General features: G+C 36.6%; 24 protein-coding genes and 1 pseudogene. 15 read left to right on the top strand and 10 right to left on the bottom strand.

The window, feature by feature from the left end; genetic code table 11:
• Positions 1-195 precede the first annotated feature (195 nt).
• From H7K77_RS02420 to H7K77_RS02410, 3 genes are all read left to right on the top strand, one after another.
• Positions 196-1,308 (top strand): methionine biosynthesis PLP-dependent protein, encoded by a 1,113-nt coding sequence (locus tag H7K77_RS02420; RefSeq protein ID WP_186576131.1) that lies wholly within the window; start codon positions 196-198, stop codon positions 1,306-1,308.
• Complete coding sequence (gene metC, locus H7K77_RS02415; RefSeq protein WP_186576112.1) at positions 1,305-2,501, top strand: cystathionine beta-lyase; 1,197 nt, start codon at positions 1,305-1,307, stop codon at positions 2,499-2,501. Before H7K77_RS02420 ends, metC begins: the two co-directional genes overlap by 4 nt.
• Before the next feature lie 292 nt (positions 2,502-2,793).
• Positions 2,794-2,967 (top strand): asparagine synthase, encoded by a 174-nt coding sequence (locus H7K77_RS02410; RefSeq protein ID WP_186576111.1) that lies wholly within the window; start codon positions 2,794-2,796, stop codon positions 2,965-2,967.
• Positions 2,968-3,005: 38 nt separating this feature from the next.
• On the opposite strand, the gene H7K77_RS02405 is transcribed toward H7K77_RS02410, so the two are convergent.
• Together H7K77_RS02405 and H7K77_RS02400 are read right to left on the bottom strand one after the other, a co-directional pair.
• Positions 3,006-3,917, bottom strand: a complete 912-nt coding sequence (locus H7K77_RS02405) for an AEC family transporter (protein ID WP_186576110.1) — start codon at positions 3,915-3,917, stop codon at positions 3,006-3,008.
• A gap of 40 nt (positions 3,918-3,957) precedes the next feature.
• On the bottom strand, positions 3,958-5,031 hold the full coding sequence (locus H7K77_RS02400) for a C45 family autoproteolytic acyltransferase/hydolase (protein ID WP_186576109.1): 1,074 nt from the start codon (positions 5,029-5,031) through the stop codon (positions 3,958-3,960).
• A 347-nt stretch (positions 5,032-5,378) separates the two neighbouring features.
• Here H7K77_RS02400 and H7K77_RS02395 point away from each other — a divergent pair, with 347 nt between their 5' ends.
• From H7K77_RS02395 to H7K77_RS02385, 3 genes are all read left to right on the top strand, one after another.
• Entirely contained in the window at positions 5,379-6,197 is an 819-nt protein-coding gene (locus tag H7K77_RS02395; protein WP_186576108.1) for a lipoate--protein ligase family protein, read from the top strand.
• A gap of 13 nt (positions 6,198-6,210) precedes the next feature.
• Positions 6,211-7,158 carry a lipoyl synthase gene (gene lipA, locus H7K77_RS02390; protein WP_186576107.1) on the top strand — a complete coding sequence of 316 codons (948 nt, stop codon included), beginning with the start codon at positions 6,211-6,213 and terminating at the stop codon, positions 7,156-7,158.
• Positions 7,159-7,336: 178 nt separating this feature from the next.
• Positions 7,337-8,206 (top strand): Cof-type HAD-IIB family hydrolase, encoded by an 870-nt coding sequence (locus H7K77_RS02385; RefSeq protein ID WP_186576106.1) that lies wholly within the window; start codon positions 7,337-7,339, stop codon positions 8,204-8,206.
• Positions 8,207-8,251: 45 nt separating this feature from the next.
• Here H7K77_RS02385 and H7K77_RS02380 read toward each other — a convergent pair whose 3' ends face one another.
• Positions 8,252-8,920 carry a potassium channel family protein gene (locus H7K77_RS02380; protein WP_328701004.1) on the bottom strand — a complete coding sequence of 223 codons (669 nt, stop codon included), beginning with the start codon at positions 8,918-8,920 and terminating at the stop codon, positions 8,252-8,254.
• A gap of 161 nt (positions 8,921-9,081) precedes the next feature.
• Between H7K77_RS02380 and H7K77_RS02375 the strand changes: the two genes are divergently transcribed.
• The 6 genes and pseudogenes from H7K77_RS02375 (at position 9,082) to H7K77_RS02355 (ending at position 13,166) form a co-directional block, all read left to right on the top strand.
• Complete coding sequence (locus tag H7K77_RS02375) at positions 9,082-9,873, top strand: HAD family hydrolase (protein WP_186576105.1); 792 nt, start codon at positions 9,082-9,084, stop codon at positions 9,871-9,873.
• 336 nt (positions 9,874-10,209) lie between these two features.
• A complete protein-coding gene (locus H7K77_RS02370) occupies positions 10,210-10,395 on the top strand; it encodes a YjcZ family sporulation protein (protein WP_186576104.1) in 186 nt (61 codons plus the stop codon).
• A 159-nt stretch (positions 10,396-10,554) separates the two neighbouring features.
• Positions 10,555-11,220, top strand: a complete 666-nt coding sequence (locus H7K77_RS02365) for a haloacid dehalogenase type II (protein ID WP_186576103.1) — start codon at positions 10,555-10,557, stop codon at positions 11,218-11,220.
• 424 nt (positions 11,221-11,644) lie between these two features.
• A pseudogene (locus tag H7K77_RS21170) lies at positions 11,645-12,157 on the top strand (peptidoglycan recognition protein family protein); the annotation flags it as partial.
• Positions 12,134-12,688, top strand: a complete 555-nt coding sequence (locus H7K77_RS21660) for a peptidoglycan-binding domain-containing protein (protein WP_328701007.1) — start codon at positions 12,134-12,136, stop codon at positions 12,686-12,688. The pseudogene H7K77_RS21170 and the gene H7K77_RS21660, both read left to right, overlap by 24 nt.
• Positions 12,689-12,869: 181 nt before the next feature.
• Positions 12,870-13,166 (top strand): hypothetical protein, encoded by a 297-nt coding sequence (locus tag H7K77_RS02355; RefSeq protein ID WP_186576101.1) that lies wholly within the window; start codon positions 12,870-12,872, stop codon positions 13,164-13,166.
• A gap of 136 nt (positions 13,167-13,302) precedes the next feature.
• Here H7K77_RS02355 and H7K77_RS02350 read toward each other — a convergent pair whose 3' ends face one another.
• The 5 genes from H7K77_RS02350 to H7K77_RS02330 form a co-directional block, all read right to left on the bottom strand.
• A complete protein-coding gene (locus H7K77_RS02350) occupies positions 13,303-14,430 on the bottom strand; it encodes a hypothetical protein (protein WP_186576100.1) in 1,128 nt (375 codons plus the stop codon).
• Positions 14,431-14,470: 40 nt separating this feature from the next.
• Positions 14,471-15,193 carry a M15 family metallopeptidase gene (locus H7K77_RS02345; protein WP_186576099.1) on the bottom strand — a complete coding sequence of 241 codons (723 nt, stop codon included), beginning with the start codon at positions 15,191-15,193 and terminating at the stop codon, positions 14,471-14,473.
• Between the two features lie 160 nt (positions 15,194-15,353).
• Positions 15,354-16,532: a D-alanine--D-alanine ligase family protein gene (locus H7K77_RS02340; RefSeq protein WP_186576098.1), complete on the bottom strand. Its 1,179-nt coding sequence runs from the start codon at positions 16,530-16,532 to the stop codon at positions 15,354-15,356.
• Positions 16,533-16,547: 15 nt separating this feature from the next.
• Positions 16,548-18,134, bottom strand: coding sequence for a UDP-N-acetylmuramoyl-tripeptide--D-alanyl-D-alanine ligase (locus H7K77_RS02335; protein WP_222599171.1), 1,587 nt, complete (start codon positions 18,132-18,134; stop codon positions 16,548-16,550).
• On the bottom strand, positions 18,131-18,910 hold the full coding sequence (locus tag H7K77_RS02330; protein WP_222599170.1) for an alpha/beta fold hydrolase: 780 nt from the start codon (positions 18,908-18,910) through the stop codon (positions 18,131-18,133). Before H7K77_RS02330 ends, H7K77_RS02335 begins: the two co-directional genes overlap by 4 nt.
• Positions 18,911-19,266: 356 nt before the next feature.
• On the opposite strand from H7K77_RS02330, the gene H7K77_RS02325 reads away from it, so the two are divergent.
• The 3 genes from H7K77_RS02325 (at position 19,267) to H7K77_RS02315 (ending at position 19,922) form a co-directional block, all read left to right on the top strand.
• Positions 19,267-19,422, top strand: coding sequence for an aspartyl-phosphate phosphatase Spo0E family protein (locus tag H7K77_RS02325; RefSeq protein ID WP_328701003.1), 156 nt, complete (start codon positions 19,267-19,269; stop codon positions 19,420-19,422).
• 204 nt (positions 19,423-19,626) lie between these two features.
• Positions 19,627-19,746, top strand: coding sequence for a YjcZ family sporulation protein (locus H7K77_RS02320; RefSeq protein ID WP_186576096.1), 120 nt, complete (start codon positions 19,627-19,629; stop codon positions 19,744-19,746).
• A gap of 50 nt (positions 19,747-19,796) precedes the next feature.
• On the top strand, positions 19,797-19,922 hold the full coding sequence (locus H7K77_RS02315) for a YjcZ family sporulation protein (RefSeq protein WP_186576095.1): 126 nt from the start codon (positions 19,797-19,799) through the stop codon (positions 19,920-19,922).
• A gap of 176 nt (positions 19,923-20,098) precedes the next feature.
• Here H7K77_RS02315 and H7K77_RS20980 read toward each other — a convergent pair whose 3' ends face one another.
• Both H7K77_RS20980 and H7K77_RS02310 read right to left on the bottom strand, forming a co-directional pair.
• Positions 20,099-20,377 carry a hypothetical protein gene (locus H7K77_RS20980; protein ID WP_222599169.1) on the bottom strand — a complete coding sequence of 93 codons (279 nt, stop codon included), beginning with the start codon at positions 20,375-20,377 and terminating at the stop codon, positions 20,099-20,101.
• 81 nt (positions 20,378-20,458) lie between these two features.
• The gene (locus H7K77_RS02310) at positions 20,459-20,680 is read right to left on the bottom strand and encodes a stage VI sporulation protein F (RefSeq protein WP_186576094.1); all 222 of its coding nucleotides are present in this window, start codon (positions 20,678-20,680) and stop codon (positions 20,459-20,461) included.
• Between the last annotated feature and the right edge of the window lie 619 nt (positions 20,681-21,299).

Genomic DNA, 21,299 nt, shown 5'->3' with positions numbered 1-21,299 from the left:
GCCGTGCCCACGGAAAGCGAAGTATTCTGCCGGAACGAGTTCAAGCAGTTTCCAAAGGTTTTATAGAAGTTATTACGTATTTTATCTCAACTACGACATTATAAAAGCAGGCAAAGTATGAAAAAAGCGACATGATTAAAACTGAATCACCTAATAATTACTTAAAAGACAGAGAGAACTGGGAGATGATTTATGATGAAAAATAATAGAATAGAAACAATTTTAGCGCAATTAGGCAACAAAAAAGATAAAGCAACAGGTGCAGTTAACCCACCGCTTTACTTATCCACTGCCTATCAGCATGAAGGATTAGGAAAATCAACTGGATATGATTACACACGGACAGGAAATCCAACACGTAAAATTATTGAAGAAGGAATCGCTGAGTTAGAACAAGGTGATCAAGGATATGCTTGTAGTTCTGGAATGGCTGCCATTCAATTAATTTTCTCACTATTCCGCTCTGGAGATGAGATTATTGTTGCCGAGGACATTTACGGCGGAACATATCGATTATTAGAGCACTATTCAGATGCTTACGGTATTAACCCTGTTTATACAGACTTAACAGATGTGGAAGCAATCATTTCAGAAAATGCAAAAGCTATTTTCATCGAAACACCTACCAACCCATTATTACAGGAAATAGATATTCAAGAAATTAGCACAATAGCTAAGAAACATAACTTGTTATTAATTGTTGATAATACATTTTTAACTCCTTATCTCCAACAACCGATAACACTTGGAGCAGATATTGTCATTCATAGTGCAACCAAATATATTGGTGGTCATAATGATGTACTTGCTGGGCTAGTTGTTGCAAAAGGGAAAGAACTTTGTGAGCGACTCGGCTATATCCATAATGCATCTGGTGCAGTCCTTTCTCCTTTTGATTGTCTATTGCTAATTAGAGGTCTAAAAACGTTACCTTTAAGGTTAGATAAGCAACAAGAGAATGCCAAATTATTAGCAGCTTTCTTAGAAGAACACCCGTATGTTACGGATGTACTTTATCCGGGTAAGGGTGGGATGATCTCGTTCCGTTTAAGAGAAAGTGCCTGGGTGCCGACCTTACTTGAGAATTTACAGGTCATATCCTTTGCGGAGAGCCTTGGTGGCGTGGAAAGCTTCATTACCTATCCGGCAACACAAACACATGCTGATATCCCAGAAGAAGAACGCATTCGCCGTGGAGTATGTAATCGACTTCTTCGTTTCTCTGTAGGAATTGAACATGCAGAAGACTTAATCGATGACCTGAAACAAACCTTTGCCATTATAGAGAAGAAGGAGGAAGTCCAATGAGTAGTAACGCACAGGATAACCTGGAAACAAGATTAGTACATGGCGCTTCTAGTAAAGAAGTAACAGGAGATAAAACGGGTGCTGTTAATGTGCCTATCTATTTATCCTCCACCTATCATCAGGAAAATTTCGATACTTTAGGTACATATGATTACAGTAGATCAGGTAACCCAACTAGGGATGCTTTAGAAAAATCTGTTGCAGACCTTGAAGGTGGTACACGCGGGTTTGCCTTCGCATCCGGAATGGCTGCCATTACGTCCGCCTTTATGTTACTTTCTGCTGGTGATCATGTAGTTGTTACCAATGACGTGTATGGTGGTACGTTCCGTTTTGTAACAAAAATCCTCGGCAAATTTAATATCGAGCATACTTTTGTTGACATGACTGACCTGAAAGAACTAGAAAAAGCTATTCAGTCCAATACAAAGCTTATTTACATGGAAACTCCATCAAATCCCTTGTTAAAAATTACAGATATTAAAGGTGTCGTAGAGCTTGCGAAGGCTAATGATTGTTTCACGTTTCTTGATAACACATTTATGACGCCACTTTATCAACGACCACTTGAACTAGGTGTAGATATTGTGCTGCACAGTGCAACCAAATTTTTGTCAGGACATAGTGATATTATCGCAGGTTTAGCAATAACGAAAGATCCTGAACTTGGTGATGAACTCGCTTTTGTTCAAAACACATTTGGGTCAATACTAGGGGCACAGGATTCCTTCTTGTTAATACAAGGGATAAAAACGATGAAAGCCCGCCTCAATGAGTCAAGTAAATCTGCTGAAAAGATTGCTACTTACTTAGATCAGCAAGAAATAGTAGAAGCTGTTTATTACCCTGGTCTTGCCTCACACCCTGGCTTTGACATTCATAATAGCCAATCAACAAGCGGTGGAGCACTTTTGTCTTTCCGTTTGCCTGATCGTGAAGCAGCTAAGGCTTTCGTTGAGAATATCCGTATTCCCGTATTTGCTGTAAGCTTAGGGGCGGTTGAAACTATTCTATCCTACCCTGCAACGATGTCCCATGCAGCAATGCCTAAAGAGGAAAGAGCAAAACGAGGTATAACAGACGGCCTACTACGTTTATCAGTAGGATTAGAAAATGTAGATGATTTGCTAGCTGATATGAAGCAGGCCCTTGATGCTGCAGTAGCTGCTAGTAAAGTGGAACGCGTTTATTAAACTAATATTCATAATACGAAAGAGACTATCTCGCTAACAGGATAGTCTCTTTCGTATTTTAACAAAATGCAAAATGTCGATGGTCAAGCTCTGCCTAGTGTTCTTTTTCATTATTTTCACCGTGCCATAGCCATAGTAAGATAAGCTTTAGAACGAGGTATTCGAATGAATAGCACAAATTAATTCCATCAAATTTTAGAGAAACAGCATAATTAGCTAGTACACCGCAGATAATAATTTCGTATTCTATTTTGGATACACTGTTTGCTAACTTTGATGGGAGGAATCAAGAATGGATGTCCGCGAAGGTATGATCCCAACTGCTTTAGGTACTGCCGTAACAGCAACAGGATATGCGCTAAAACAAAAGCAAGGTACTAATAAAATGGTTGCAAATACTGTTTTCGGATTTGGCCTTGCACACGTTGTTTTAGGCACCATTGATCTTGTACAAAATCGACGTTAGTAAATATGTTATGTGGGGGATTTTGCCCCCCACATTACCTAAAGAATAATATTCGTTATCGCCCATACCAACAAAAAACTAATAATAATGGTCATATTAGATACTGTTCCAACGAACTTTTGATCATAGCCAAATTCTACAGAATAAGGTAGTACCGAAACAGCGGTGGGCAATATCAAACCTATTAGGAGTGTATAGCGAAACATATCTTCAAATGGAAGTAAGAAAAATAACGCTAATCCAACTATCAATCCAAGTCCATATTTCGTTAGTAAAAATTTTACAATATATTTTCCGTAGCCTTTTTCAAAGGTAAAGTTCAAATAGATACCTAATAATAGTAATGATAATGGCATATTAGCTTTTGAAATAATATCAGAAACCTCTAATACAAGACCTGGGAGTTTAAGTCCCGATATGTTCAATGCACAGATTATAATATAGGTTAATAATGGTAAAGACTTTGATAACTTACCAGCAACCATTCTAAAATTTAACTTCACCTGTTCACCGGAATAATAGCTTCCAATAAGGTAACTAAACCCGAAGACAATGAAAGCATTCCCTACATCAAACATACCAAAATACTTTAGTCCTTCCTGCCCCCATATCCCATCCACCAATGGATATGCGAATAAACCAATATTAAATCCTGGTACCATCATCCCAAGCATTCCTTTATTGTACCTACCTTGATTACGAAAAACCCACAATCCAATAAAGCCAGAAACTAAGCCATACACTACTCCCGCAATAATCAATAATAATAAGGATGATTCAAATACAATATCACTAAACGTCACAATAATTAAACCAGGTAATGTTATATTAAAGATGATTCTAGCTAGCCCTTCCCCATCTTTTTCTTTAATAATATGACTCCGCTTCAGTATGTAGCCTATTGCAATAATTAAAATGGAATATAAAAATTGTTGATTTAAACTTGCCACAATAAAGACCCCAATCTACATAAAAATACCTAGCCAAGCCCTATACTTTGTCTTTTCTCAACCACGTTGCATTTTCATCCATATGAACGAAATGGATATCTGTATCCACTTCTCCAGTAATCTGGTCCTTTTTCAGGTCCTGTCCTGCAACCCAACTTTCAAAATCAAAGATGGTAGGTTCCTGGTCGCCCCCTAAAGCAATCCATGCTTCCAACCTTTCTGGTATATAAGCCGACGTATGGATAGTCCCAGCCCAATTTCGGTACTCGTCAGAAAAAATCCCCTTATCTGAATCATTTAATAAACGAAATGCCTGATTTGCATCTTTCAGGGAGTGCTTTTGCCCTTGTATGATATCCATTCTCCTATAGGAATCTACAAGATAGTTACGGTTTTCGTTTGTCATGATTTCAAAATGATTCGTACAAACCGTCGACTCTCGAACTTCAACCCCACGCGGTGATGTCTCGACAACAAAGGTCTTTCCACTCTTATCAAATACTGTATAACTAAAGGAGTGACGATGAGGAATCTCCTTTAACATGACAACCGCTTCCGTAACAGTAGCACAAGATTCTAATAGTAATCGTCCAATCATACAACAGATAAAACCATCCCCAGGTTTTTTTCTATGCATGAAATTATAACCAATTACCAACCCCTTCTCATTCATTCCGTCCATTCTTCCAGTTACCCGTTGGCTCGGTCCTAACATGGCATAGCCCTGATCCGTAGGTTGGAAAAATACGTAGCGTCCCTCATATGTTTTAGGATGATAATCATAATTTCTTATCAAGTAGTTGTCTCCTGTAACGATCGAACAGCCTGAACGTACATAATCCAATCGATACCCACCAAATTCCATTAATACTTGCTCCATTGGCCACTCTAATGCATCTCTTAGACCAAGTAGTTCTTCCCAGATTCCTGGAGCAAATCTTACAATAGCATCCTTTACCTCTTGTTCTGTCACGCTAAACCTAGGCTTTCTAACTTTCCATTGTTTTACCCTGTTTTTTACAGTAAGGGAATCTTTGATTTCTATCCCTTGCTCAAAACCAAAATCATAGTGCGTGCCCCGAAATTGTACGATGTTGCTATGGATCGTTCTCATAATATGTTGACTCCTTTATCACATTTATTTTTCGATAGTTCCATTGTCCAATCTATAATTATTAACTAGCTGTACCTTGTATTAATACGATGTAGCAGACCAACTAACTGTTATAGTACTTATATATATTTTTTTATAACAGATTACTAAAAACAGTAGAAAATGTAATAAAAATAACGTAACATAGGGGATGGTACACATATTAGCACTGTTTTAGTAATCTCGTCTAACTTTTCCTATTATAAATAACACAGTAAGAAATTCAAATTTTTTGACATTTCAAATTAACGGTTGTTAACATGAACAAGTAATGTAGGATTATAAAAGTAAAGAAGGAAGGAACTTAAATGACCGAAACATGGTACTTTGTAGATTCTGGACCCTGCCACCCAGCCTATAATATGGCGATGGATGAAGCGCTTTTAAATTGGCATAGTAAAGGTCTAATTCCACCGGTTATTCGCTTTTATAGTTGGGCACCCGCAGGACTATCAGTAGGATATTTTCAGAAAGTTAAGGGAAAGATTGATATGGATGGCGTAAACAATTACGGCATCGAATTAGTCAGAAGACAAACTGGTGGTCGCGCTGTACTACATGATCAAGAACTTACATATAGTGTTATCGTATCAGAAGAACACAAAAAAATGCCCAAATCCATAAAAGATGCCTATTTAGTAATCTCCAATGGCTTGTTGGAAGGATTTAAAGAGCTTAACATTCAAGCAGAATTCGCCATTCCAGAAGGAAAGCTACAAACAACAGATTCAGCTGTGTGCTTTGAGGAGCCATCTTGGTATGAGTTAATTGTAGAAGGAAAAAAAGCGGCTGGTAGTGCGCAAACTCGTCAAAAAGGCGTCATTCTTCAACACGGCTCTATTCCTATTCATGTGGATAAAGTAAAATTGTTTGACCTATTTGTCTACCCAAACGATCGTGTCAAAGAACGAGCTAGACGAGCATTCGATGATAAAGCAGTTGCGATTAATGAAGTTTCAAACAAGGTTGTGACATTTAAGGAAGCTAGAGCAGCTTTTAAAACTGGTTTCGAACGAGGACTTGATATCAACTTAGAACCTTTCCATCTTTCTCCTGAGCAGCAACAAGAAGTGCAGGACCTCGCTGAAAATAAATACAAATCTAATCAATGGAATTTCTCACGTTAGGAGTGTGTCTCTTTTGGCAAAAAATGAAGAACATTTACGTAAACCGGAATGGCTTAAAATAAAGATAAACACAAATAAGTCATATAATCGTTTAAAAAATTTAATGCGTGACAAAAAGCTAAACACGGTTTGTGAAGAAGCTCGCTGCCCAAATATACATGAATGTTGGAGTGAGCGTAAAACAGCAACATTTATGATTTTAGGTGACACTTGCACACGTGGCTGCCGCTTTTGTGCAGTTAAAACTGGCTTACCTAATGAACTAGACTGGGGAGAGCCTAAGCGTGTGGCAGAATCTGTTGAAATCATGGGATTAAAGCACGTGGTTGTTACTGCTGTTGCACGTGATGATCTGAAGGATGGTGGTGCTGCTGTCTTCGCTGAAACAGTTCGCCAAATCCGTGAACGTGTTCCTGGATGTACCGTTGAGATTCTTCCAAGTGACATGAAAGGTGATTATGAAAGTCTTCATACTTTAATGGACGGCAAACCAGACATATTCAACCATAACATTGAAACCGTTCGCCGCTTGACCAAACGTGTTCGTGCAATCGCTATGTACGATCGTTCACTAGAATTACTTCGTCGTGTCAAAGAAATAGCTCCTACTACACCAACTAAATCTAGTATCATGGTTGGGCTTGGTGAGACGAAGGAAGAACTAATTGAAGCAATGGACGATTTAAGAGCTAATAACGTCGATATCGTCACGATCGGCCAATACTTACAACCAACAAAGAAGCATTTGAAGGTGGAGCGATACTACCACCCAGATGAATTCGAAGAACTAAAAGAAATAGCTCTAAGCAAAGGATTTTCACACTGTGAAGCAGGTCCGCTTGTTCGTTCATCTTATCATGCCGATGAACAAGTGAACGCTTCTTCTGCGCAACGTAGAATCAAGTACATGAAAGGCTACGAAGAAACAAGTGGTGAAAAAATAGAAAAGTTAAATTTTTAATTATGTAGACACAAGCCTCGTCAGGATGCTTGTGTCTTTTTGACTATATTTTGTGAAAGTCTAGTCACCAAGTACCCTAAATTTATCTAATCTTAACGTGTTCTTCATGCTTTTCATTGTAAATTTTGTTAGAATTAACTTTGTTATTTTAAAGAATGGATAAAAGAGGAGAGCCATAATGAAGCTTATTGCAACTGACTTAGACGGAACCCTTTTAAATGAACACCATCAAATTAGCCCAGAGAATCTGGCTGCCATTAGAAAAGCACAATCTCAGGGCATTCTTGTAGTTGTTGCGACCGGAAGATCTTATGAAGCAGCCCAAAAGCCTTTACAAGATGCTGGTTTAGTGTGCCCTGTTATTTGCATGAATGGTGCACGGACTTATACATCTATAAGTGAAATTATTAGAAGTGTACCTTTAAATTCAGACGTATGTGAAAAAATACAAGCTGAATGTGAAAAAGACGGACTTTATTTTGAGGTTTATACGAATGAAGGAATTTATTCGAAAGATCGTGAAAGCTTTATCCGTGTCATGATGGATATCATGAGAAGCGCTAACCCAGAGCTAGAATCTGCCGAAATAAAAGAGTTTGCCGAAAAACGTTTCCAGGATGAACAATTCAGATTTACTGAGAACTTTGATACTCTCTTTACCAACGATCAAATCGAAGTATACAAAATATTGGCTTTTTCCTATTCAAAGGAAAAAACAGATCGAATCAATCAAAGGTTGGCGAATGAATCAGACTTGATTATTACTTCATCAGGCTTTGATAACCTCGAATTCAATCATCCTTATGCACAGAAGGGCCTTGCACTAGAACAATTTGCTAATCTGCACAGCATTGAAATGAAGGATGTTATGGCCTTAGGAGATAGCTATAATGACCTTAGTATGTTAAAAATGGTTGGGCATAGTGTCGCAATGGGAAATGCAGATGAAGCAATTAAAGCAGCCTGCAACTTTGTAACCAAATCAAATAGGGAAAATGGAGTAGCATACGCCATTGAGGAAATACTACAACAATTAACCAAAGAATGAGAACTAGCTATAGGCTAGCTCTCATTCTTTGGCCTGTTTATCTATTTAAACTCTCTTTTCTTCAAATCGATCGAGATCTGTGTTTTTTCCAATTGTGACTAGAATATCCTTATTATCAACAACCGTCGTTTGCTTCGGTAAAATAACAATGTTCTCTTCACTTTTTTTAATAGCTACAATGGAACAATGGAATCCATCCTCTGCATCGATCTCTGCTAACGTTTTTCCTGAAAGCTTATCACTTGCGATAATCTCCACAATACTGTAATCCTTGGAAATTTCGATGTAATCTGTAACCTTATCTGATCCAATGTGATGCGCAATTCTTCTTGCCATATCTCTTTCTGGATGGATGATCCGATCTGCACCAATTTTCTCTAGCACTTTTTGGTGCGCTTCATTTCGTGCCTTCACCCAAACCTGATTAATACCGATTTCCTTTAAAATTAATGTAATTAATATACTAGATTGAATATCTTCCCCAATACTGACTACCACACAATCAAAATTAGTGATTCCAATCGATCGTAACGACTCCTCATCGATCGCATCCAGCTCCACTGCATGACTAACGATCGAATGGTAGGCCTGCACCCTCTCAGGATTTTTATCAATTGCAAGTACCTGCACACCTGCATCAGCTAACTCCTTACATAGGTTTCCGCCGAAACGCCCTAATCCAATTACAACAAATTCTTTTTCTCTTGGAATCACTAGTCATTCTCCTTCTTGTTTACAGTTAGTCATAGTTTTTCCAACGAGGATTGGTTATATAAGTGATTGTCCCTTGAAAGATTAACCTCAGACTTTATTTATGATACTATTTAGTTATTATTAATAATTAACTAAGGTAATCCATTTTAAAGGAGATAAATATGACAAATTTCAAAGCGTTATTTTTAGACATCGATGGGACGATCTTAAAAGCTGATCACACAATTGAAGACTCTACTAAAAAAGCTGTTGAACAGGTGCAAAAAAAGAATATTGAGGTATTTCTCGCTACGGGGCGGCCACTCCATGAAGTATATGAAATCGCCGAGGAATTACAAGTCGATTCTTTTATTGGTTATAATGGCGCTTACGCAGTATATAAAGGCAAAGCTATTGTTAATGAGCCACTTAATCCACAAACAATACAACACTACTTAGATGTTGCCAAACAGAACAATCATGAAATGGTCTTATATACAAAAAACAAAAATGCTTTTACATCCTTTGACAATCCCCATGTGGAAAAGTTTATCTCCTATTTCGATTTACGTGAAAATGTATTATTTTCCGATAATATCCTTGATAAGATTTTAGGGATCACCGTTATGAATGTGAAAGAGCATGAACCCACACTTTATCAAATGGAAGGTGAAGATATTTACTTTTCTCAAGTAAACGTAAAAGGATTAGAGGATAACTATGATGTTATTAGAGAGAATGTAAATAAAGGCAAAGCAATAAAAGACATTCTTGAAATGTTAACTATTGATCCAAAAGAAGCAATCGCATTTGGGGATGGAATGAATGATAAGCAAATGCTTCAATTCGTAGGTAATAGCTTTGCAATGGGAAACGCTAACCCAGAGCTATTTCAGTATGCAAAACACAGAACGACAGCTGTCGATGATGGAGGTATATTCAACGGATTGAAATCACTTGGGATCGTGGAATAGAAAGACTCAGAATTGTTTAAGACAGAATTAAAATAAAATACCATACACGAAAAAGCCAAAATATATATCATCTATTTTGGCTTTTTCGTTATTTGCATAGGGGGCTTCCTACACATTAAAAGGAGTAAAAAAATTTCCAGTAACTATGCTGCTTCTAAACTATAGCATTGATACACGTATCCTTCCTTTTGTTAGTAAGATCATCTTACAAACTTTCCATTAACATAGTTGATTGGACTCCTGCCCATTTTCTCTTGATCTAGACATTTATCCCAAACTATTTTCTGCATATTTCATAGGTTATTAATGTATCAAGAAAAAAGGAGGAATTTATTAATGAGTTGCTTTGGCGGATATGGCTATAACAATCTAGGATATGGATATGGTTACGGTGCTGGATACGGTGCTGGATATGGTTATGGCGCTGGATACGGAGTAGGAAACAGTGGCGGCGGATTCGCCCTAATCGTTGTTCTATTCATCTTGCTAATCATCGTAGGTGCATCTTACTTTAATTATTAATAGATAGCTATCGACTCAGAAGGAGCCACCTCCTTCTGAGTCATTTTTTATAGTATACTGTGTTAAGCTGTTTGAAAAAGCACAAAAGTGGACAAGAATAGCATGTGAATAGGAAAATATAAAGGTAGAGTTCAGTATTTTTTTACAAGGAGTGAACGTATGACAGCAGTTAAAGCGTTTGTATTTGATGTCTATGGAACGTTATTTGATGTTCATTCTATTAAGGAAAAGTGTAATTTATACTTTCCAGGTAAAGGGGACGCAATAAGTAGTACTTGGAGAGAAAAGCAAATTGAATATTCCTTTCTAAAGGAGCTCATGAATGATTACGATACCTTCTACAATGTGACCCGGGATTCACTTAAATATGCTGTTGAAGAACAAAATGAAATTATAACAAAACAACAGCAAGATGATTTATTAAGATCCTATTTAACATTATCGCTTTTCCCAGAGGTTGAAAATGTGATCACTCAAGTACAAGACATGACCTTGGCGGTGTTTTCTAATGGATCCCATGATATGTTAGATCCACTTATCAATAACTCGAGAATAAAAGATAAATTTGACCATATTATTAGCGTGGATGAAGTTAAGCACTACAAACCAACTACATCCGCTTACCAACACTGTTTGGACATACTTCAGGTAGATAAAAAAGAAGTTCTGTTTATGTCCTCAAATGGATGGGACATTTCTGGTGCTAAACATTTCGGATTTCAAACGGCATGGATCAATCGAAATCGTTTACCAGTTGAAGGCTTAAACCTCCTTCCGAATGTCATCTATAAGGATTTAAATGGGATTTTGGAATGGCAAGATTAATAACAAAAAGCTACGCTGTGGAATCAAATATTCCTTTAGTGTAGCTTTTTTTGATATTGCTAGAAGCCTCTTCATAGCTATTGTCATTTTTAGAGAATATCGATAAAATGCCTCGCAAGAAATTATTCTATCCATTTCAATCGTTGCGGTATTTTGTGGCAGAAGAAATTAACCGCACTAATCCATTTCAATGAGGTGTGATTTTTTTTATGGAAAGGGATTGGAAAAAGTTAGTTGCAACGCATTTCATCCCAACTATGCGACCTAAAGCGGTTCCGTGCGCGATAACTTAATAACAAGAACTTATTAACAAAGTTCTAACAATTTAGTTACAAAACACACCAAATTGATAAAAGTTTAATAGTATATAGTGACTTCGTTTGTCTGAGGTTTATTTATTATGTCTTTATTATGAGGTGATAAAATGAAATATGAAATTGTTAGGGATTATATAGGGTTTGGAAATGCTAGATCAGGTGAAAATCTACAAGATGTAAAGTACATTGTAAGTCATGACACAGGAAATCCTGGTTCAACAGCCTATGCAAATCGCAACTACTTTGAGAACGTTGATCCTTTTGCTTCTGCGCATACCTTTATAGATGATAATACTATCTTAGAAATCATTCCACTGGATGAAAAAGCATGGCATGTTCGCGCTAATGTTGCAACAGATAATCGCATGTATGGCGTGAATGCCAACAATGCTGCAATTGGTGTTGAACTGGCCTACGGCGGGGGGATTAATTTCCAAGAGGCTTACCAACGATACGTGTGGTACCACGCCTATTTAGTAGATAAATACAATTTGGATCCAAGTGAAGATATCGTTGCTCACAGCACATTAGACCCCGCTCGTCGTACTGATCCACAGAATGCACTGAATCAACATGGGATTTCATGGAATGACTTTATAAACGATGTCCAACGCGCATACAATCGCTACTTTCAAGGTAACGAAGGAATCACTGAGCCAGTTGTAAAAGGGGCATCTGTTGATCTCCCTTTAGATATTGGAGACGAAGGACAATTTGTTCGTGAGGTACAAAGAGATCTAATAAGAGCAGGGTTTTCCCTACCAATCTATGGCGCAGACGGTATATATGGTCAAGAAACCCAACGTGCGGTTATGCGATTCCAAAAGCGATACGGATTAACAGTCGATGGCTTAGTCGGACCACAAACACTAGATAAATTGAAGGAAGTACTCAATACAAGTCAACCACTAACAGAATTCACTTTGCCTAACGGTATCCTAAGACGTGGTGATGAAGGAGCCGGTGTTAGACAGATACAGCGTGCGCTAAAGCGAGTAGGATTTGACCCGGTGTATATCGATGGTATTTACGGACCACGAACAGAAGAGGCTGTTAGAGATTTCCAATCCACCTTTTCAGCACTTGCAAATGATGGAATATATGGCCCTAATACAAGAAGGTACCTTCAAATGGAATTGGCCGATTTATAACAATCAAAGGACACGGCTTTTATAAAGTCGTTTGTCCTTTCTTTTTTTAACTTAAATAGTTATGTAAATCATTTTCATGGGCTTCCATCCTATTAGCCCTTCCTAACCAAAAGAAATTTGAATACAAATACGTATGGAGGATACTGCATGTACTATACTACTTTTAATGGGAGGGATGATATTGCAAAATGTTAATACACGTTTGGAAGTCATTGAGGCAAAATTAAATGAAATTCAAACTAAGATGAAAGAGTTGGACGAAGTGACAAAGACAAAAACCGATGATAATGATGTGACTGTACTTGCAGAACAAATTATAAGCGAAAAAAATATCATAACCAAAAAGGACCTAGAAAATTATGAAAGACGTATGGAGGCCGCCTTTGAAGCATTTCAAGTCAAAATGATTAAGTGGATTGTTGGCACAGGTATTAGTACAATTGCAGCTTTCTCTGGACTAGCTAGACTACTCATGTAATCATTCCCCAAAATAATCCCTTAATTCAGTTATCCTCTATATAATGAGGTCTCGTGATATTCATCTCGAGACCTTACCTACTCACTAAAAAAAGTCCTAGTAATAGAATATAGATTACTAGGACTTTTCCTAAATTTTAGTTAGTACTACTATTGTCTATCTTATCATCCCAGACAAAGACTACCCCCGCTCTTGGTAAAACCCAATCATCAATGTCTATTTTAATGGTATCATTTGGAAGTCTTGTAATAGATTCTGCTTCATTTAAAAAAGGAATAGCCTCTACCTGTACTTTATCCTCAAGGTGCATTAACATAATCTCCACATTCTCTGTTGGCTCAGAAATAACAACAATGAATTTCTTTTGCGTTTTTAATTGTGGCATTTGGAATTTAAGTTTTACACTCGATAGCTGATTATTAGGCAAATCACTAGGTAATTCAAGTAATAGGTGGAAGCCTTCATGTCCACCATTATTGATAACTCGGAACGGGATAACTTGTCCACCTATCTCAATCGATAGCTTCAGGACTTCTTCTACAAATATGGTAAGTTCTCCATTTGTTAATCCCTTTAATAGTTCATTATGGTAATTACTAATCCATAGGTTTTCTCGAAAAAGGAATTCGACCCGATTATAGAGGCCATCAAGCGTGCTTTCCTTATAGGAAAATCCGATACGAACGTCCTTAATCTCATTGAATTTAGATAAATCTCTTAAAAATGACAGTTCTTGCCTAACCCAATAGTAGTCCTTATTACTAAATTCAAATTCTACTTGGTCACTTATAACAACTGGGTCAATTGCAGTTGTTTCACTATAGGAAATATAATATTTAAAATGATGACGATATTCATAGGTCTTATTCAAATACGATTTTATTAAGGAATCATACAACATTTGTCCGACCGTATCACCAAGGATAGACTGTGTTGACTTTCTGATAAAGTCTTTTTTGGAATCCGTTGAAAAGTTATTAATAATCTCTTGATCTAACATCATCGTCTCTGTTATTTTTTCTGATAGTTCTCTATCATGCTGTTTCTTTGTGAAATGGTCGTATAAAAAATTAAATAATACTAACGGTACCAATACACCTACCAAAGAATTTATAATATCTATATATAACTTTTGCCATGAATAAATACCAAACAGTACGTTAATCAAAATCACAAGTAATAACAATAAAAATACTACTAAGAAAAATAAGATACTTACATTTTTAAATGATTTCTTGAGTTCAAATCCATCTTTTTCGTGCATACTCTCCTCTTCTCTCCCTACGATGCCCATTCTTTATTATTTACTGTTCCACTAAACCATAAATAGCAGTTGGCTTGCCTTTTAACTGCGCCCACCACTGATTGCCGTAATCAAAGTGCCACCATTCCTCTGGGTAATTGGTAAATCCGACACTGGTCATAACGTGATAAAGTAAACGTCTGTTTTGCAAAATCTCTTTATCTTGCTTTGCTAAAGTCACGCCCTGTTCTTCCTTTTCTTCAAAAAAACGTGTTTTTGCTTTTTCAGAAAAGTCATCGAATTCCGTTCCAAAGTTTAATAGCATGTCGTTCTCATCTAAAATTGCTAAATCAACTGATCCTCCAGTAATATGGGGAGCTGGCTGTTTTTTATCAATAGAAGGCTTTGACACATATTTACTCGTTAGTTCTTTCAGTTCTTCTGTTGTATAACCTAGGTTAGCTGCAGCAAGCTGTTTATAGTAGGTATCATACAAGTGCTTCTGAACAAGAAACGGGCGCCAACCATCCCATATAATTAATTTATAGTTCATCGGAAGCAACGCAGCAGCATTCTTCAACAAACTAGCTACCCCTTTTCTTATGTAACACTGTTCAAGCGCTCCCGTAATACCTTGTTTATAATACATAGAGTCCGAAACGACCTGGTTATCCCTTAGATTCCTGATTGAGACAAGGTCTTCACCACTCTCCTCTATCGGGACCAATCTCTTTTTAAACGCATCATTTACAAAATTCGGTATTGGCTGTGTTCTAAAATCCATTGCTACACCCCTTAATGTTACTTAAAAGTATAATATGGTTTACGGATGAAATCCATAAAGAGTTCCGTCTTAGCAAACGAAGCATGAGATAACTCCAATGATTACAGATATCCCTACAAAAAAACAGAGGATAAACAAATTGTTTATCCTCAAAAAACTATTACGCCTTCCCTTTAGATCCGCCTTTACTGTGTAGAGCAAATAAGTTAGAGTCGATGGAGAAATTGATATTTTCTCGTTCTCTTTGACGTTTCAATGCTAACTGAATTAGTTCTGTAGTCAATTGCGTGAAATCTTTTCCAGATGGTTCCCATAGGTAGAAAGATAATGACCCTGGAATTGTATTGATTTCATTTACAAATACATCATTGTTGTCATCTAATAAGAAGTCAATACGGGAGACACCACTGCAGCCTAGTATTTGGAACGTTTTCTCTGCCAAGTGTTTGACTTGCTTGGTTGCTTCATCCGTAATACCAGCCGGAATGATACGATTAACGCTTTCCATTCCTTTTGTATCACCCGTTTTCCCACCACTTTGATATTTATCTTGGTATGTTAAAATTTCATCACTGCTTAACACTTGTTCACAGACAGAACTTTCTACTGTTTCATAGTCTCCTATAACCGAACAATTTACTTCTGTTAAATTAGCAATCATTTTTTCAACGACAATTTTATTACTAAATTCAACAGCAAGGTTAATAGCTTCTTCTAGTTCCTCTTCATCGACGGCTTTACTTATACCGACACTAGATCCTAGATTAGCAGGTTTCACAATTAACGGAAAACCAATTTTTTTAACCTTCTCCTTGATCGCCTCGGAATCATTTAGCCATTCAGTCGAATAAAACCAATCATAATCTACAATCGGAACCCCTGAATCGCGTAAAATTTGTTTCATCATTACCTTATCCATCCCTACTGCGGAGCTGGTTACATCGCACCCCACATATGGCAAACCAAGCAATTCTAAATAGCCTTGTAATGAACCGTCTTCCCCATTCGTACCATGTATAACAGGGAAAACTACATCAATTGTAGTGATGATACCTTTACTGAACAATCCTTTTTCTTTCTTTTGGAGCACAACATTGCCATCAGTAGTTCTAATCAATGTGATCTTATCAGATTTAGATAATAGGTTATTTAATGACTTATACTGCTCAATGTCCATTAACCCTTCACCTGTGTACCACTCATTTTTTTTGCTTATATAAATCGGTATAGCTTCGTATCTATCCTTATCCATAGCGTTAATAGCCTGCAAAGCAGAGATAACGGATACCTCATGCTCTACAGATACACCACCAAAGACAACTCCTACTTTAGTTCTCAATGAACGTCCCTCCATCTACTCATTAAATGTGTCAGGTAAATCATTCTCAAGTAGAACAATTGCATCTGACCTTTTGATTGTTTGCATGTGTCCAATAGCATCATTTAAGTGTTTGGCTACATATGTTTTTTCAGTCGGATAGCCTTTTGCCTCTAAACCATCTTTAATCGGCTTCGTCTGTTTCTCACCAACTAAAATGACATAGTCGCAAACATCGGCTGCATATTCCCCGAATTGTTTGTTATAGTCATATTGCTTATCACCTAGCTCGATCATTCCTGGAGTTACTAGCACCTTATATCCGTCCATCGTTCCTAACACATCAAGTGCGAGTTTTGAACCTTTAGGATTTGAGTTAAAGCTATCATCGATGACAGAAAGACCACCAAAACCTTTTCTAACTTCCATACGATGTGGTACTGGAGCGATTTTTTTAACTCCCATCATCATGTTTTTCTCGGGTACACCTAACTCAAACGCTACAGCAATTGCAGACAAAATATTATAAACATTATGCTTACCTAATAATTTCGTTTCAAAAGTTGCGCTAATATCCTTCGCCTTGTTTACTACCGTAAAAGTTGTTCCTTTATTATGGTATTTAATATCCGTTGCTTGATAATCAGCATCATCAGCATCAATACCATAATAGACCTTCTTACAGTCATTTTTAGGCGTATAAGACATAATATTCTCATCATCTTTGTTTAGAAAAGCCACACCATCGCTCGGCAATGTTTCCACGATTTCATACTTAGTTTTTTTAATATTATCTAAGGATTTAAACGTCTCTAAATGCTGTTCACCAATAGCAGTAAGGATTGCATATTTATGGCTAACTAATTCACAAATTTCCTGTATATTTCCAGGTTCTTTTGCTCCCATTTCCGCAATAAATACATCATGATATGGCTTCAAGAAATTACGAATCGTAATGGTAACCCCGATTTTTGTATTATAGCTCTCTGGTGTTTTCAACGTATTGTAATGCGACGATAAAATCGTATCCAAAATGAATTTAGTACTTGTTTTACCGTAACTACCCGTTATTCCAATTGTCTTTAATTGACTAGCCGAATCAATAATTCTTTTTGCATCCTTGTAGTAATGCTCTTTAATTCCATTTTCGATCGGTGCATTAATTAGGTTTGCTACCACAACGATTGCATAGGCTAAAAGATGGGTTAAAACCATTAGCAAGAGGATGCCACCAATTGGCCAATCATGGTAAATCATATGGGCAATTGCAGCAAGAACAAGGATAAAAATAATACTTAAAGTAATAATTTGTCGCTTCACTCGCGCAGTAACCGCAAGTTTTTTCTTTTCTTGTACCGGTTTTCTTAGCCACAACGTCAATCCATATAGAACGATTAACGTGACAATACCAACGATCTCACTTCCAAATAGCAATGGAATGAAGGCAACCAGCGCAATAATCTCTTTTATCTGAAATACTTTCCGGAGATTTTCCTTAGCCCACCGAAATAGCCTTTCATTTCGGTACGAATTTAATTGCAGCATATGGATGGCTGTTTTCCCTTTTAAAAATAAGAAAACACTCCATACTATAGTTAAAATAATTAATAAACCTGTAATCATGATGATGACACTCCTTTGTCTTCCTCTAAGAAGTTATTAACAATAACCGCTACGTGCTGTTTCTTCTCTAAAAAGACATAATGTCCCGCATTGTCTAAGACAGCCAGACCCGCATTAGGGATTAATTTTTCCATTAAGCGCCCATCTTCTACTGGTGTTGCGGTATCATTTGCACCCCAGATCAACAATGTTGGTGCCTTAATATTAGGCATGTGATGCTGAAGATCCTCGTTTACAACCTTTACAAAGGTTTGTTGCATCACACCAGAAACGTTATTATAATCTTCCGAACCTGATTTCCCTTTATATTTGGCAATCATCTCATCTTTGTATTTATTCAAAATTGGCAAACTAAATATCTTTTTAAGAGCTTTATAGGTATAAACTTTAATATAGTAATCCAATTTACGTTTTGGCTTTACACCAGCACTTCCAATTAATATATTCTTATGAACATCATGACCGTCCGAGTACTTAATCGCTACTCTGCCACCAAACGAATGCCCTACTAAGATTGGATTCTTTATGTTCATTTCCTTTAAAAAGTCATCTAAGAACTTTGTATATGCTTGCACATCCCAAGCTTCCTGTGGTTCCTCACTTTCCCCAAAACCAGGAAAATCAAGTGAAAAAACTTTAAAATGAGGATCTAATGCTGCATGTAAGTCTTTAAAAAGATCTAAGCTAGTTCCCCAACCATGCAACAAGACGATCTCTCTTCCCTCTCCAGAAACCTCATAGTGTGTACGAAGGTTATTAATATCTACAAACACCATGTAACTCCCCTTAATTCAACGATTTTTAACAATTAAACGATCTAATTCCAACGTTAGTCTTTCACAAAATATCTAATTAGGTATCTGTCTAACAACTATTTTATTGAAACAAAACACAATTCGTTACTGTTAGCTATTTTTGGACTGTTAATATCAGTGTATTTGTTAAGAAAACGAATATCCATATAATATCATAATTTTAGTGCCTAACAGTATAAGTATAATGATTTTATAAATAAAGTATAGATGATAAAGCATTTTTTTATAAATTATTTGTATTAAGGAGTATTTATGTGGAAGTCATTCGACATATCCAGATTAGTCGAACAAATTAGTATTCTAAAAGGAGTGGTTTGGTGATTCGTTATTTAGAAAGTCAAATTGAAGAAGTTAGAAATAGTATGTACAGCGCTTACTTACATAACCCTGATATTGAAAAAGTATTAACTATATCTCAAGAATTAGATGTTCTCTTAAATCAATTAATTAAGTTAAAAGCGAACTCCGTATGACTATCCTTTCAATATATAAGATCAAAATATATTTATTAACGTAAAATCCTTTTAAAAAAGGGGGTTTTTTTGTTTTTCTATTAGTGATTTTCCATGATAGATTATCCAAGACATCTATGGAATTATTATTTAATAGTTATATCAGCCTTTCCCTTATCTATATCTCGCCATAGGATGTAGTAAACAGATAAGGAGGTGAACACATTGAGTGGAGGATTTATCGGTGGAAACAATAGTTTCATTCTATTAGTAGTACTTTTCGTCCTCTTAGTCATTGTTGGTAACAACTACCCTACTGGTGGTGGTTACGGCGGAGGATATTAATCAATCACATTTAACTCAAATGTTCTACTTCGATTGAAGGAGGTGAGATAATGGGTTACGGATACAGCGGAGGAGGATTCTTCGGCGGAAACAACAGTTTTATCCTTCTTGTAGTTCTTTTCGTTCTATTAGTTATTGTTGGGAATAACTATCCTACTGGTGGAGATTTTGCTTAATAGAACTATAGATGAACAACAATCTAGTTACAAAACCATAGTTGCTTAAAGCGCTCATTAAATAACTCCTTAAGTACGGATAACAAGGAAGGGTCTGCACCACCCTTCCTTTTTTACGTTTTCACAAAAAACTTGTCGCCTTGCGGATGACGGTTTTGAGAGAAATTGCGTTATAACTAACCTCTTACAATCCCTTTCAACAAAGAAAATAACAACGATTGAAACAGATTAGTGCGGTTAATTTGTTCTACCTCAAAATACCGCAACGATTGAAACAGATTAGTGCGGTTAATTTGTTCTACCTCAAAATACCGCAACGATTGAAACAGATTAGTGCAGTTAATTCGTTCTACCTCAAAATACCGCAACGATTGAAATGGATTAGTGCGGTTAATTTGTTCTGCCTTAAAATACCGCAACGATTGAGATGGATAGAATAATTTCTTGCGACGCATTCTATAGATAATGCGACATTAGTACCAATCATTGGAAAAGAAGCTCTTATTTAATAAGGACAACAATCCTTACTTTTCTAATCACCTTCTGTTCCTATTTTTCCCCATCACCTTGCTAACAACTGCGTTCTCCCACTCCTTTGGGAAACGTTTTCCAAATAAAAAACCTGCATGCTTAACTGCTCTCCGAACCTTGTATTCATCATAACGATTATTTTCTTTGAATGCATCCGCTACCTTAGATACACTTCTCATATCAATCCCTGTCTTCTTTTCTATACGCTTAACAATGTCATTTTCCATACCTATTCCTCCTTTCACTTACAATTACACTATGAACAGTCTGCTCTTTATGTATGGGTGGATCGATTAGAACGTGTAGTAAAAATTCATGAAGAAGAGATGCATCGGGAATCCGCTTTTTATTTCTTTACCTCGATAACCGTGATATTTTATCCAAGACATTAATGGAAGTATGTATTATCTAGTATATTCGCCTTTACCATAAAAGTTTATCGACATAAGGTGTAGTATAGATAAGGAAGTGATATAACAAAGAAGAGTTTTCCATTATAATTACTCCTCTTTTCGTTACCAGTTAGAAAGGTCTTCTTGTTCTATTGAACTTTTTTATCTATCATAAGGTCCCCAAGTTAGTTGTTATTAGTTTCCCACAAAATTTAAGATGTGCGAATGCAAACATTCTCCTGATAATTGTACGGTTTAGGAAGGGATTTTCCCTTCCTGTTTTTTTATTAAAAATATATTCTGGGGCCTAATTACCCCAGTAATAATCTATAATTTCAATATAGAACTATCCTACAAAAAAACAGCTGTACTATTACCTATTTTCTACAACAAAAAACAACCTGGGTACCCTTATTGAGGCCAGGTTGTTTTCTGTTATCTTCCTTTATTTATG

It is taken from the genome of Aquibacillus kalidii, from assembly GCF_014280935.1.
GTDB lineage: Bacteria > Bacillota > Bacilli > Bacillales > Amphibacillaceae > Aquibacillus_D > Aquibacillus_D kalidii.
Note: the sequence above shows the minus strand (reverse complement) of the source record. Positions and strands in the feature narration are given on the sequence as shown.

What these genes read in the sequence shown, in the direction of transcription:
- H7K77_RS02370 (WP_186576104.1), top strand. Translation starts at nt 10,210, where the DNA reads ATGAGTTGCTTTGGCGGATATGGCTATAACAATCTAGGATATGGATAT.
- H7K77_RS02410 (WP_186576111.1), top strand. Translation starts at nt 2,794, where the DNA reads ATGGATGTCCGCGAAGGTATGATCCCAACTGCTTTAGGTACTGCCGTA.
- H7K77_RS02350 (WP_186576100.1), bottom strand. Translation starts at nt 14,430, where the DNA reads ATGCACGAAAAAGATGGATTTGAACTCAAGAAATCATTTAAAAATGTA.
- H7K77_RS02330 (WP_222599170.1), bottom strand. Translation starts at nt 18,910, where the DNA reads ATGGTGTTTGTAGATATTAATAACCTTCGTACACACTATGAGGTTTCT.
- H7K77_RS20980 (WP_222599169.1), bottom strand. Translation starts at nt 20,377, where the DNA reads ATGCGTCGCAAGAAATTATTCTATCCATCTCAATCGTTGCGGTATTTT.
- H7K77_RS02400 (WP_186576109.1), bottom strand. Translation starts at nt 5,031, where the DNA reads ATGAGAACGATCCATAGCAACATCGTACAATTTCGGGGCACGCACTAT.
- H7K77_RS02385 (WP_186576106.1), top strand. Translation starts at nt 7,337, where the DNA reads ATGAAGCTTATTGCAACTGACTTAGACGGAACCCTTTTAAATGAACAC.
- H7K77_RS02365 (WP_186576103.1), top strand. Translation starts at nt 10,555, where the DNA reads ATGACAGCAGTTAAAGCGTTTGTATTTGATGTCTATGGAACGTTATTT.
- H7K77_RS02345 (WP_186576099.1), bottom strand. Translation starts at nt 15,193, where the DNA reads ATGGATTTTAGAACACAGCCAATACCGAATTTTGTAAATGATGCGTTT.
- H7K77_RS02375 (WP_186576105.1), top strand. Translation starts at nt 9,082, where the DNA reads ATGACAAATTTCAAAGCGTTATTTTTAGACATCGATGGGACGATCTTA.
- H7K77_RS02315 (WP_186576095.1), top strand. Translation starts at nt 19,797, where the DNA reads ATGGGTTACGGATACAGCGGAGGAGGATTCTTCGGCGGAAACAACAGT.
- H7K77_RS02395 (WP_186576108.1), top strand. Translation starts at nt 5,379, where the DNA reads ATGACCGAAACATGGTACTTTGTAGATTCTGGACCCTGCCACCCAGCC.
- H7K77_RS02420 (WP_186576131.1), top strand. Translation starts at nt 196, where the DNA reads ATGAAAAATAATAGAATAGAAACAATTTTAGCGCAATTAGGCAACAAA.
- H7K77_RS02335 (WP_222599171.1), bottom strand. Translation starts at nt 18,134, where the DNA reads ATGATTACAGGTTTATTAATTATTTTAACTATAGTATGGAGTGTTTTC.
- H7K77_RS02310 (WP_186576094.1), bottom strand. Translation starts at nt 20,680, where the DNA reads ATGGAAAATGACATTGTTAAGCGTATAGAAAAGAAGACAGGGATTGAT.
- metC (WP_186576112.1), top strand. Translation starts at nt 1,305, where the DNA reads ATGAGTAGTAACGCACAGGATAACCTGGAAACAAGATTAGTACATGGC.